General features: G+C 59.6%; 12 protein-coding genes. 3 read left to right on the top strand and 9 right to left on the bottom strand.

Annotation, left to right across the window (positions count from 1 at the left end; translation table 11 throughout):
- Positions 1–229: 229 nt before the first annotated feature.
- Positions 230–445 carry a 30S ribosomal protein S21 gene (gene rpsU, locus AC1RT4_RS06655; protein ID WP_002551877.1) on the bottom strand — a complete coding sequence of 72 codons (216 nt, stop codon included), beginning with the start codon at positions 443–445 and terminating at the stop codon, positions 230–232.
- Between the two features lie 199 nt (positions 446–644).
- Here rpsU and tsaD point away from each other — a divergent pair, with 199 nt between their 5' ends.
- On the top strand, positions 645–1670 hold the full coding sequence (gene tsaD / locus AC1RT4_RS06650) for a tRNA (adenosine(37)-N6)-threonylcarbamoyltransferase complex transferase subunit TsaD (RefSeq protein WP_039768071.1): 1026 nt from the start codon (positions 645–647) through the stop codon (positions 1668–1670).
- Positions 1671–1693: 23 nt separating this feature from the next.
- Here the strand turns inward: tsaD and plsY are convergent, their stop codons facing one another.
- Positions 1694–2263, bottom strand: a complete 570-nt coding sequence (gene plsY / locus AC1RT4_RS06645; RefSeq protein ID WP_007959895.1) for a glycerol-3-phosphate 1-O-acyltransferase PlsY — start codon at positions 2261–2263, stop codon at positions 1694–1696.
- 74 nt (positions 2264–2337) lie between these two features.
- Between plsY and folB the strand changes: the two genes are divergently transcribed.
- Together folB and folK are read left to right on the top strand one after the other, a co-directional pair.
- Complete coding sequence (gene folB, locus AC1RT4_RS06640) at positions 2338–2694, top strand: dihydroneopterin aldolase (protein ID WP_064599849.1); 357 nt, start codon at positions 2338–2340, stop codon at positions 2692–2694.
- The gene (gene folK, locus AC1RT4_RS06635; protein ID WP_433898605.1) at positions 2685–3203 is read left to right on the top strand and encodes a 2-amino-4-hydroxy-6-hydroxymethyldihydropteridine diphosphokinase; all 519 of its coding nucleotides are present in this window, start codon (positions 2685–2687) and stop codon (positions 3201–3203) included. Before folB ends, folK begins: the two co-directional genes overlap by 10 nt.
- A 39-nt stretch (positions 3204–3242) precedes the next feature.
- Here folK and AC1RT4_RS06630 read toward each other — a convergent pair whose 3' ends face one another.
- From AC1RT4_RS06630 to apaG, 7 genes are all read right to left on the bottom strand, one after another.
- The gene (locus AC1RT4_RS06630) at positions 3243–4472 is read right to left on the bottom strand and encodes a multifunctional CCA addition/repair protein (protein WP_493084548.1); all 1230 of its coding nucleotides are present in this window, start codon (positions 4470–4472) and stop codon (positions 3243–3245) included.
- 63 nt (positions 4473–4535) lie between these two features.
- Complete coding sequence (locus AC1RT4_RS06625) at positions 4536–6107, bottom strand: SpoVR family protein (RefSeq protein WP_007959904.1); 1572 nt, start codon at positions 6105–6107, stop codon at positions 4536–4538.
- Positions 6104–7375, bottom strand: a complete 1272-nt coding sequence (locus tag AC1RT4_RS06620; protein WP_007959907.1) for a YeaH/YhbH family protein — start codon at positions 7373–7375, stop codon at positions 6104–6106. Before AC1RT4_RS06620 ends, AC1RT4_RS06625 begins: the two co-directional genes overlap by 4 nt.
- A 205-nt stretch (positions 7376–7580) precedes the next feature.
- Positions 7581–9503, bottom strand: a complete 1923-nt coding sequence (locus AC1RT4_RS06615; protein ID WP_493084545.1) for a PrkA family serine protein kinase — start codon at positions 9501–9503, stop codon at positions 7581–7583.
- A gap of 297 nt (positions 9504–9800) precedes the next feature.
- The gene (gene glpE / locus AC1RT4_RS06610; protein ID WP_007959911.1) at positions 9801–10130 is read right to left on the bottom strand and encodes a thiosulfate sulfurtransferase GlpE; all 330 of its coding nucleotides are present in this window, start codon (positions 10128–10130) and stop codon (positions 9801–9803) included.
- Positions 10131–10163: 33 nt separating this feature from the next.
- Positions 10164–11045 (bottom strand): symmetrical bis(5'-nucleosyl)-tetraphosphatase, encoded by an 882-nt coding sequence (locus tag AC1RT4_RS06605; RefSeq protein WP_493084543.1) that lies wholly within the window; start codon positions 11043–11045, stop codon positions 10164–10166.
- Positions 11045–11425, bottom strand: coding sequence for a Co2+/Mg2+ efflux protein ApaG (gene apaG / locus AC1RT4_RS06600; RefSeq protein WP_064380341.1), 381 nt, complete (start codon positions 11423–11425; stop codon positions 11045–11047). Before apaG ends, AC1RT4_RS06605 begins: the two co-directional genes overlap by 1 nt.
- Between the last annotated feature and the right edge of the window lie 99 nt (positions 11426–11524).

Below are 11524 nucleotides of genomic sequence, written 5' to 3'. Positions count from 1 at the left end.
TGGGCTGATCGTCGTAAGAGGAATCAGTGGGTGTGCTCGTCAGTAGCCTTGAAAGGCTCGTCAGAAAAGACGTGCACCGCTGGCAAAAGAGCCAGGCCTGACGCGGTGAAGCGGGTTTGTCTCGGTCGCATCTGCGGCTTCGACGGTGAAGCATCAAGCGTTTTACGCAAATGCCATTAGCCCGGCTGAGGGCCGGGCTTGGCAGAAGCTTGCTACGATCGTCTGTGTATTAGTACAGACGAACGGCGCGGCGCTGTTCGCGCTGAACTTTCTTGGCGTGACGCTTAACAGCAGCAGCTGCCTTGCGCTTACGCTCAGAAGTTGGCTTCTCGTAAAATTCGCGGCTACGAACTTCAGCCAGTACACCGGCTTTTTCGCAGGAGCGCTTGAAACGACGCAGAGCTACGTCGAAGGGTTCGTTCTCTTTAACTTTGACGGCTGGCATCCAGAGCTACCTTCATTCATTACCGGGGTCAACATCCTCGCGGCAAAAGAGCACTTGAAGACGTCGGTTTTTAAGGGTTGCGGATGTTAACCCCTCATCGCTCGGAATGCAAAGCCTCTGATCGAAAACCGCTGGTCGGGGCATCACGCGGCGACTATTATGCGCGCCTTCGAATTCAGCCTAAACAAGGCGCAAACCCATGCTAGTACTGGGATTAGAAACGTCCTGCGACGAAACCGGCGTCGCTTTGTACGACAGTGAACGCGGCCTGCTGGCCGACGCGCTGTTCAGTCAGATCGACCTGCACCGCGTCTATGGCGGCGTGGTGCCGGAGCTCGCCTCGCGCGACCACGTCAAGCGCATGCTGCCCCTGATCCGTCAGGTGTTGGCCGAGGCTGACTGCGTACCGACCGAGATCGACGCCATCGCCTACACCGCGGGTCCCGGCCTGGTCGGTGCGCTGCTGGTGGGGGCGTCCTGTGCTCAGGCGCTGGCGTTTGCCTGGGGTATTCCGGCGCTCGGCGTGCATCACATGGAAGGCCACTTGCTGGCGCCGATGCTGGAGCCAAAACCGCCGGAGTTCCCGTTCGTCGCTTTGTTGGTCTCCGGTGGTCATACGCAGCTGGTTCAGGTCGATGGCATCGGCCAATACAGCCTGCTCGGCGAGACGCTGGACGATGCGGCGGGCGAAGCTTTCGACAAGACTGCAAAAATGATGGGCCTGAATTATCCGGGCGGGCCGGAAATCGCCAAGCTGGCAGAGAAGGGCGTTGCAGGACGTTTCACTTTCCCGCGTCCGATGTGTGATCGCCCGGGCCTGGATTTCAGCTTCAGCGGCCTGAAGACCTTCGCCCTCAACACCTGGCAGCAATGCGTTAGCGCCGGGGACGACAGCGAGCAAGCCCGTTGCGACATCGCTCTGGCGTTCCAGCAGGCCGTGGTGGAGACTTTGACCATCAAGTGCAAGCGTGCCCTCAAGCAGGCCGGCATGAAGCGTCTGGTGATCGCCGGCGGTGTGAGTGCCAACAAGGCGTTGCGTGTTTCGCTGGAGAAAATGCTCGGCGACATGAAGGGCGATGTGTTCTATGCCCGTCCCGAGTTTTGCACCGATAACGGCGCGATGATCGCGTTTGCCGGTTGCCAGCGTTTGCAGGCCGGCCAGCAGGAAAGCCTGGCGATCAGCGTGCAGGCGCGCTGGCCGATGGAGCAACTGTCGGCGCTGTGATGAGCGGCGCTCACGTGCGGTATTTAAAAATGCCGTTCGCGCCCAGCGAACAGGTCGCGTAGATTGCCCCGGTGGCGCCAGACGATCAGCAGTGTCAGCGTGCTCATCGGCAACAGCGCTGCCGGTTCCTGCCAGGCCAGCAACGGCAGGGTCAGTGGAGTGGCGATCAGCGCCGCCAGCGAGCTGGTGCGGGTCAGGTAGAACGTCAGCAGCCAGGCGCACACGGCCAGCAGCGCAGCGGGTGGATACAGCCCCAGCAGCATGCCGGCCGCCGTGGCGACGCCCTTGCCGCCGCGAAAGCGGAAGTACAACGGGAACAGGTGACCGATCACGGCGCAGACGCCGATCCACGCCTGATCCTGCAGCGAAAGGCCCATTGCCGAAGCGATCAGCACCGGCAGCAGGCCTTTGCACAGATCACCCAGCAGGGTCAGGATCGCGAGTTTGCGTCCGGCCAGGCGCAGCATGTTGGTGGCGCCGGCATTACCCGAGCCACTCATTCGCGGATCCGGATTTCCGGTCAGGCGGCTGAGCAAAATGGCGAAGGACAGAGAGCCGAGCAGGTAGGCGAGGATCGCCAGTAACCAAAACATGCTAACTATTCCGGGCGAGGACGCCCTGATTCTAACGGCGCATTGCGCCCTTGTCGTGCAGCGGAGAAAAGTGCTTGGACAGAGTGTTTATCGAGGGCCTGGAAGTCGACACCGTGATCGGTGCCTACGACTGGGAGCGCGGCATCCGACAGTGTCTGCGCCTTGATTTGAGCTTCGCCTGGGACAATCGCCCGGCCGCCGCCGGTGACGACCTGACCCTGGCGCTCGATTACGCCAGTGTGTCCACACGGATCCAGGCCTTTGCCGAGCAATCCCAGTATCAACTGGTCGAGACTTTCGCCGAGCGTTTGGTTGAAGTGCTGATGAGCGAATTCAAGATCACCTGGGTGCGCCTGAAGCTGACCAAGCCAGGTGCCGTACCGGCCGCCAAGGGTGGCGTGGGTGTGGAGATCGAGCGCGGATGCCGCTGACCCAGGTTTATCTCGGGCTCGGTAGCAATATCGAGCGCGAAACCCATTTGCAGGCCGGTCTGGATGCCTTGTCCACGTTTCTGGTGGATATCCGCTGTTCGCCTGTGTTCGAAAGCCAGCCGGTGGGAATCAAGAGCGGGCCGTTCTTCAACTTCGTGGTGTCGGCGTTCACCGATCTGCCGTTGATCGAGCTGGATCGCCGCTTGAAGTTCATTGAAGCGGACAATGGTCGCTATGCGCCGGATCGCAAGGGCTTGCCGCTGGATATCGACGTGTTGCTCTACGGCGATCTGGCCGGCAACTTCGACGGGCTGATCCTGCCTCGGGCGGAAATTCTGAAAAATGCCTTTGTGCTATGGCCGCTGTCGCTGATTGCGCCGGATCGGGTGCATCCCGGTGCAGGAAAAAGCTTTGCCACATTGTGGGCCGAAGCGCAGATCGATCAGGTGCTGGCACCGGTCGGATTTGAGTGGCGCGGTACTCAGCTCACGCCTTCAGACCTGTCTTGAACAGTTTGATCCGCCCTCGCGAGGGCGGATCAGATGTTTTCAGGACGCCGCCGATTCCTTGTAAGCCTTCAACGCCTTGAGTCGTTCGCGCTTGAGTGCCTCGCCCAGTTCCGGGCCTTTGAATCCCTTTTCCAGCAACGGCTGCACCGCCACACCGCGCGCCACATTGGCCGCACCTCGCAGATAATCCGCTTGTGGATAACTGCGTTGCTCGAGACCTTTGCGGCCTCGGGCGTCCATCTCGCACGCGACGATGAATTCTTCGAAACGCTGAGGCCGACGGTAAACGTCAAAGCTTTGCAGCAACTCAAGCAAGGTCGAAGCCTTCAACTCCAGGGCGCGATGCCCATGGGTGTGATATTGGCCGACCAGCAAGGCCAGCTCCTGACAGTCCTTCGGTGCCTTGAAGCGCTCGTTGACCGCTTTGATCAACTTCAGGCCTTTGTGCTCATGGGCGATGTGCCGTGGCCATTCCTCTTGCGGGGTCAGGCCTTTGCCGAGGTCGTGCAGCAGGCAGGCCCAGCGCACGGTCAGCGGTTGTTTGTGCAGGGCTGACTGCTCAAGCACGCTCAGGGTATGAATGCCGCTGTCGATTTCCGGATGATGGGCTTCCGGCTGCGGTACGCCGAACAAAGCATCGACCTCTGGCATCAGTACTTTCAAGGCGCCGCAATCGCGCAACACCTGAATGAACACTTGGGGCTGATCTTCCATCAGTGCGCGGGAAATCTCTTTCCAGCTGCGTTCGGCCGTAAGGGCTTCCAGTTCACCCGATTCGCTGAGCTGACGCATCAGCTCCAATGTCTCGGGCGCCACCTTGAAGCCAAGTTCCGCGTAGCGGGCAGCAAAGCGCGCAACGCGCAGAACCCTGAGCGGATCTTCGGCAAACGCGGGGGAAACGTGGCGCAGAATCCGCTCTTCGAGATCGCGCTGGCCGTGGTAGGGATCCGTCAGATTTTGCTGATCGTCTTCGGCCATGGCGTTGATCGTAAGGTCACGGCGGATCAGGTCTTCTTCAAGCGTGACCTCGGGGCTGGCGTGAAAGGTGAAGCCACCATAACCGCGACCGCTCTTGCGCTCGGTGCGGGCGAGGGCGTATTCCTCGCCGCTTTTCGGGTGAAGAAACACCGGGAAATCCGCGCCGACCGGGCGAAACCCCTTGGCGAGCATTTCTTCTGTGGTCGCGCCGACCACCACCCAATCGATGTCGGTAACCGGTTTGCCCAGCAGGCGATCACGTACCGCACCGCCGACCTTGTAAATCTGCATAAAAAACCTCCGTTGGCCCGACAGGATAACCCTTGCGCCGGACTTTCGGAGGCCTGAACGGGATCAAAGATGAATGACGGCCAGGTCGAGTCGACCGTAATCCCCCTCGCTGTGTTCGCTGCGGGGCGGAACATGATGGGTCTTCATGATCTGGTCGCCTTGCAGGGTTTCCAGATGAATGTCGAAGCCCCACAGCCGATGCAGGTGTTTGAGAACCTCCTCGGTGGAATCGCCCAGCGGTTTGCGGTCATGTTGCTGGTGGCGCAGGGTCAGCGAGCGGTCGCCGCGGCGGTCGATGCTGTAGATCTGCACGTTCGGTTCGCGGTTGCCCAGGTTGTATTGTGCTGCGAGCGTTTCGCGAATGATCCGGTAGCCGCCCTCGTCATGGATCGCAGGCACCAGCAGATCGTCCTTCTGATCGTCATCGAGGATGCTGAACAGCTTAAGGTCGCGGATCACCTTGGGTGACAGGTACTGCAGGATGAAACTCTCATCCTTGAAGCTGCTCATGGCGAACTTGATGGTCGACAGCCAGTCGCTGCCGGCGATTTCCGGGAACCAGCGGCGGTCTTCTTCCGTGGGCTCTTCGCACATGCGGCGGATGTCGCGATACATCGCAAAACCCAGCGCATACGGGTTGATGCCGTTGTAATACGGGCTGTCGAACCCCGGCTGGAACACCACGCTGGTGTGGGACGTCAGGAACTCCATCATGAAGCCGTCCGTCACCAGGCCTTCGTCGTACAGGTCGTTCATCAGCGTGTAGTGCCAGAACGTCGCCCAGCCTTCGTTCATCACCTGGGTCTGGCGCTGTGGATAGAAATACTGGGCGATCTTGCGCACGATCCGCACGATCTCGCGTTGCCAGGGTTCCAGCAGCGGGGCGTGTTTCTCGATGAAATACAGGATGTTTTCCTGCGGTTCGGCCGGGAAGCGCGCGTTGTCCTTGTCGCTGTACTTGTCCGCGCCTTTGGGAATGGTGCGCCACAGGTCGTTGATCTGTTTCTGCAGATGCTCTTCGCGATCCTTCTGCCGACGCCGCTCTTCCTCGGCGGAAATCGGGTACGGACGTTTGTAGCGGTCGACACCGTAGTTCATCAGGGCGTGGCAGGAATCGAGCAGATCCTCCACGGCATCAATCCCGTGGCGCTCCTCGCACTGCATGATGTACTGCTTGGCGAACACCAGGTAATCGATGATCGAACTGGCATCGGTCCAGGTGCGGAACAGATAGTTGCCCTTGAAGAAGCTGTTGTGGCCGTAGCAGGCATGCGCAACCACCAGTGCCTGCATGCAGATGGTGTTTTCTTCCATCAGGTACGCGATGCACGGGTCCGAGTTGATCACGATCTCGTATGCCAGCCCCATCTGCCCGCGGCTGTAGGATTTCTCGGTGCTGAGGAAGTGCTTGCCGTAGGACCAATGGTGATAGCCCAGCGGCATGCCGACCGAAGCGTAGGCGTCCATCATCTGTTCGGCGGTGATCACTTCGATCTGGTTGGGGTAGGTGTCCAGGGCGTAGCCGGCCGCGATACGGGCGATTTCGCGGTCGTACGTCTGGATCAGCTCGAATGTCCATTCCGAGCCGGTGGAAATGGGTTGGCGCTTCTGCTCTTTGGCGGTCTTGGCGGTCATGTCACTAACCTGCGCTGGAAGAGTTCACGGAAGACCGGATAGATATCCCCGGCCGAGACCAGTTGCTGCTGGGCAAAAGTGTCGGAAAAGGCTTCGGCGATGCGTTCGTACTCGTACCACAAGGCCTGATGTTCGCGCGGGGTGATCTCCACGTAAGTGTAGTACTGCACAAAAGGCATGATCTGGTTGATCAGGATGTCGCGGCAGATCGGCGAGTCGTCATTCCAGTTGTCGCCGTCGGAAGCCTGGGCGGCGTAGATGTTCCATTCATTGCTCGGATAGCGCTCGGCCATGATTTCCTGCATCAGTTTCAGGGCGCTGGAAACGATGGTGCCGCCGGTCTCGCGAGAATAGAAAAACTCCTCTTCGTCCACTTCGCGGGCGCTGGTGTGGTGGCGGATGAACACCACGTCGATCTTGTCGTAGTTCCGCTTGAGGAACAGGTACAACAGGATGAAAAACCGTTTGGCGATGTCCTTGGTCGCCTGGGTCATGGAGCCGGAAACGTCCATCAGGCAGAACATCACGGCCTTCGAGCTGGGGTTCGGCTGCTTGATCAGCAGGTTGTATTTGAGGTCGAAAGTATCGAGGAACGGCACCCGATGGATGCGTGCACTGAGTTTCTCGATTTCCGCCTCAAGATCCTGAATATCGCCGAAGTTGTCCGGTTCTTCGCGTTTGAGTCGCGCCAGTTCCTCTTTGACCTCGCGCAGTTTGGCGCGGCTGCTGCCCGATAGCGCAATACGCCGAGCGTGGGCCGAGCGCAGGGTGCGGATGATGTTGATCCGCGACGGGTTGCCCTCGTTGCTGATCCCCGCACGCACAGTCTTGAAGGTGTCGGTGCCGGTCAGGTTACGCTTGACCAGGTTGGGCAGCTCAAGATCCTCGAACATGAATTCGAGGAATTCTTCCTGGGTGATCTGGAAGACGAACTCGTCCATGCCTTCGCCGGAGTTGCCGGCCTTGCCCGGCCCACGGCCGCCGCCACCTCCCGGCGGACGGGCGATGTGTTCGCCTGCGGTGAATTCCTTGTTGCCGGGGTGAACCACGGTCTGCTTGCCGCCGCGACCATGGTGAAGCACCGGTTCGTCGATATCGCGACCGGGGATGCTGATCTGCTCGCCGTGCTCCATATCGGTGATGGAACGCCGGCTGACCGCCTCTTCGACAGCCTTCTTGATGTGGTCACGGTAACGCCGCAGGAAGCGCTGACGGTTCACCGTGCTCTTGTTCTTGCCATTGAGACGTCGGTCGATCACATAGCTCATGACTGCTCCTTAGAAGCTGTCCTGCAAAGGGGCGAGCGGTCATGCAGCATTGAACCGAATGCCAAGGGACGTACACGCTCCCCCAAGCGCTTTGGGTGCTGCCTGAACCTCGCTACCGCCTTTCGAACACCTTCCAGAGGCCTGTGTAGCAGAAATTGCGCGCACAGGCCTCGGGCTGACGACAACCGGTCTGACCGGCCGCGGTTTACTGTGATTTTCTGACCCGCAGATACCACTCGGAGAGCAGTCGTACCTGTTTGTCGGTGTAGCCGCGTTCGACCATTCGTGTAACGAAGTCGTTGTGTTTCTGTTGATCCTCTTTGCTGGCCTTGGCGTTGAAGCTGATGACTGGCAGCAGGTCCTCGGTGTTCGAGAACATTTTCTTCTCGATGACCACCCGCAGTTTTTCGTAGCTGAGCCAGGTCGGGTTCTTGCCGTTGTTGTTGGCTCGGGCGCGCAACACGAAGTTGACGATTTCGTTGCGGAAATCCTTCGGATTGCTGATACCGGCCGGTTTCTCGATTTTTTCCAGCTCCTCGTTGAGGGCGACGCGGTTGAGGATCTCGCCGGTTTCCGGATCGCGGTATTCCTGATCCTGAATCCAGAAGTCCGCATACAGCACGTAGCGGTCGAAGATGTTCTGGCCGTACTCGCTGTAAGACTCGAGGTAGGCGGTCTGGATCTCCTTGCCGATGAATTCGATATAACGCGGTGCCAGGTACTCTTTCAGGTAACGCAGATAGCGTTCGCGGGTCTCGGCCTGGAACTGTTCCTGTTCGATCTGCTGTTCCAGCACATAGAGCAGGTGTACCGGGTTGGCAGCGATTTCGTGCGGGTCGAAGTTGAAGACCTTGGACAGGATCTTGAACGCGAACCGGGTCGACAGACCGTTCATGCCTTCGTCGACGCCCGCGGCATCGCGGTATTCCTGGATCGACTTGGCCTTCGGATCGGTGTCCTTGAGGTTTTCGCCGTCATACACCCGCATCTTGGAGTAAATGTTGGAGTTTTCCGGCTCCTTCAGGCGTGACAGCACGGTGAACTGCGCCAGCATCTTCAGGGTGTCCGGAGCGCAATGCGCCTTGGCCAGGGAGCTGTTGAACAGCAGTTTGTCGTAGATCTTCACCTCGTCGCTCACACGCAGGCAGTACGGCACCTTGACGATGTAGATCCGGTCGATGAAGGCTTCGTTGTTCTTGTTGTTGCGGAAGGTGTGCCACTCCGATTCGTTGGAGTGGGCCAGCAGGATCCCGGTGAACGGAATCGCCCCGAGGCCTTCGGTACTGTTGTAGTTGCCTTCCTGAGTGGCGGTCAGCAACGGGTGGAGCACCTTGATCGGTGCCTTGAACATTTCGACGAATTCCATCAGGCCCTGGTTGGCCCGGCACAGCGCGCCGGAGTAACTGTAGGCGTCGGCGTCGTTCTGCGGGAATTCTTCAAGTTTGCGGATATCGACCTTGCCCACCAGCGCGGAGATGTCCTGGTTGTTCTCGTCACCCGGTTCGGTCTTGGCCACGGCGATCTGGTTGAGGATCGACGGGTACAGTTTGACCACGCGGAACTGGCTGATGTCGCCGCCGAATTCGGCCAGGCGCTTGGTGGCCCATGGCGACATGATGGTGTTCAGGTAGCGCCGTGGAATGCCGAAGTCTTCCTCGAGGATCGCGCCATCTTCGGTGGCGTTGAACAGACCCAGAGGCGATTCGAACACCGGCGAGCCCTTGATCGCGTAGAAGGGCACTTTTTCGATGAGCTGTTTCAGCTTCTCGGCCAGAGACGACTTACCGCCGCCGACAGGGCCGAGCAGATAGAGGATCTGTTTCTTCTCTTCCAGACCCTGAGCGGCATGGCGGAAATACGACACGATCTGGTCGATGCATTCTTCCATCCCGTGGAAGTCTTCAAAGGCCGGATAGCGGCGGATCACCTTGTTGGAAAAGATGCGCGACAGCCTCGAATTGGTCGAGGTGTCGAGTAGCTCCGGTTCGCCGATGGCCAGCAATAGACGCTCGGCGGCGGAAACGTAGGCGCTACGGTCGTTCTTGCACAGCTCCAGGTACTCTTGCAGCGAGAGTTCTTCCTGGCGTGTGGACTCGAAGCGTTGTTGGAAGTGGCTAAAGATACTCATGACGTCACCTCGCTCGATACGTGGAGCCGACGCCGGATCACTCAGTCGATGCTGGCAAGCAGCTGCGATGGCAGCTGTTGTTTACCCCCCAGAACACTTTCGCGATCGACAATCGCGAAAGTCACTCCCGATGACCCGTGCGCCGGTGTACCGGCTCTCCCCTGTTTTGGATGGCCTGGGCTTAAGGATAGTTGGGAATTCAGGAGGTAAAGGCGAGATACGTAATTAGTTGTGGCAGACCGTTCGTCTGCCACTGCGCAAGCCCGCGGGAGCCGGGGCCTGCACGTTACAAAAAAATTATTCGGAGGTGCCTTGCGCGGTTTCCGAAGGAAAAGTCGTACGCCACAGTTCGAAGCCGCCATCCATGCTGTAGACGTCGGAGAAGCCCTGGCTCACGAGGTACGCCGCAGCACCCTGGCTCGAGTTGCCGTGGTAGCAGACCACGACGGTGGGGGCATCGAGGTCAGCGCCCTGGATGAAAGCATGGAGGGAATGATTATCCAGATGCTTCGAGCCGCTGATGTGCAGTGCGGCAAATGTTGCCGGGTCACGGACGTCGACGACCACAGCACCTTGCTCGCGCAGGGCCTGGGCCTGTTCCGGGGGGATACGTTTGAATTCGCTCATGGCGGGCTCCTGTGGCTCGGCTGAAAACGCAGTCTAGCGCGGGGCGCTGACGGGAGAAGATTCGGTGATCAGTGGCGCGACGGTGGGCAGGACGGCCCCGTGTTCGTCGCATTTGCATGACAGGCGTTCGCCGCTGTCGACATTCATCAGGGTCAGGCTGCCGCCCCATACGCAACCGGTGTCGAGGGCCGAGATGCCAGGCTCGTGAACGTTGCCTTCCAGTGCCGCCCAGTGACCGAAAATGATCCGCAGGCCACGGGTCTTGCGTTCCTTGTGCTGGAACCAGGGCTTGTAGCCCGGCGGCGCGGTGTCGAGGCCTTCTTTGCTCTTGAGGTCGAGCTTGCCTTCGGCGGTGCAGAAACGCATGCGGGTGAAGTAATTGGTGATGACTCGCAGGCGTGTCACGCCTTTGAGATCGCTGTCCCATTTCGCCGGCTCGTTGCCGTACATGCCGTCGAGAAAGGGTGGAAGCAGGTTGTCGTCACGCAGCGCGGTCTCGACTTCTTCAGCGTACTTGAGTGCTTTGCGCAGTGACCATTGCGGCGGGATGCCCGCGTGCACCATGGCCACTTCGCGTTGTTCGTCGTAGTGCATGAGTTGCTGCTGGCGCAGCCATTCCATCAGTTCGGCGCAGTCGGGCGCTTCAAGGATTTCACGCAGCGTGTCGGACTTTTTCATGCGCTCGATGTTCTTCGCCGCTGCCAGCAAGTGCAGGTCGTGATTACCGAGTACGCAGACCAGCGAGTCGCGCATGCCATAAAGGAAGCGCAGGGTTTCCAGCGACTGCGGGCCCCGGTTCACCAGATCGCCCACCAGCCACAGGCGATCCAGAGCCGGGTCGAACGCGACCTGCTTCAGCAGGCATTTGAGCGGTTCGAGGCAGCCTTGCAGGTCGCCGACGGCATACGTCGCCATCAGTGCAGGGCTCCGGGAACGGCGAGGCGGAAGGGCTTGATGATCGCATCGAAATGCTTGCCGTCGTCGGCGACCATTTCGTAAGTGCCCTGCATGGTGCCGACCTTGGTGGTCATCACCGTGCCGCTGCTGTAGGTGTGGCTTTTGCCCGCACCGATCAACGGTTGCTGGCCGACCACGCCGGCGCCGCGCACTTCTTCGACATGCCCGTCGCCATCGGTGATCACCCAGTGACGCGACATCAGGCGGGCCGGTTGCTCGCCATTGTTCTGCACGGTGATGGTGTAGGCGAAGGCAAAGCGCTCGTGCTCGGGTTGCGATTGGTCTGCCAGATAGTGGGTAACGACACTGACATCGACCTGGTAGCGAGGATCGGACATGCAAAAGGCCTTAAAAACGAAGCGGGACGCGGGGCGTAGCTGATTGGGATTCAGTCTAGGCAAGTATCGGGCAGTAGACCAGAGTTGGCGTCCCGCCCG

The organism is Pseudomonas sp. GW821-FHT11D10 (assembly GCF_058808435.1).
This window is presented reverse-complemented; position numbering and strand designations above follow the sequence as displayed.

Excerpts from the sequence above, each read along its gene's own strand:
- AC1RT4_RS06625 (WP_007959904.1), bottom strand. The coding sequence starts at position 6,107 with ATGACCGCCAAGACCGCCAAAGAGCAGAAGCGCCAACCCATTTCCACC.
- apaG (WP_064380341.1), bottom strand. The coding sequence starts at position 11,425 with ATGTCCGATCCTCGCTACCAGGTCGATGTCAGTGTCGTTACCCACTAT.
- AC1RT4_RS06630 (WP_493084548.1), bottom strand. The coding sequence starts at position 4,472 with ATGCAGATTTACAAGGTCGGCGGTGCGGTACGTGATCGCCTGCTGGGC.
- rpsU (WP_002551877.1), bottom strand. The coding sequence starts at position 445 with ATGCCAGCCGTCAAAGTTAAAGAGAACGAACCCTTCGACGTAGCTCTG.
- plsY (WP_007959895.1), bottom strand. The coding sequence starts at position 2,263 with ATGTTTTGGTTACTGGCGATCCTCGCCTACCTGCTCGGCTCTCTGTCC.
- glpE (WP_007959911.1), bottom strand. The coding sequence starts at position 10,130 with ATGAGCGAATTCAAACGTATCCCCCCGGAACAGGCCCAGGCCCTGCGC.
- AC1RT4_RS06620 (WP_007959907.1), bottom strand. The coding sequence starts at position 7,375 with ATGAGCTATGTGATCGACCGACGTCTCAATGGCAAGAACAAGAGCACG.
- AC1RT4_RS06615 (WP_493084545.1), bottom strand. The coding sequence starts at position 9,503 with ATGAGTATCTTTAGCCACTTCCAACAACGCTTCGAGTCCACACGCCAG.
- AC1RT4_RS06605 (WP_493084543.1), bottom strand. The coding sequence starts at position 11,045 with ATGGCGACGTATGCCGTCGGCGACCTGCAAGGCTGCCTCGAACCGCTC.
- folK (WP_433898605.1), top strand. The coding sequence starts at position 2,685 with ATGCCGCTGACCCAGGTTTATCTCGGGCTCGGTAGCAATATCGAGCGC.
- tsaD (WP_039768071.1), top strand. The coding sequence starts at position 645 with ATGCTAGTACTGGGATTAGAAACGTCCTGCGACGAAACCGGCGTCGCT.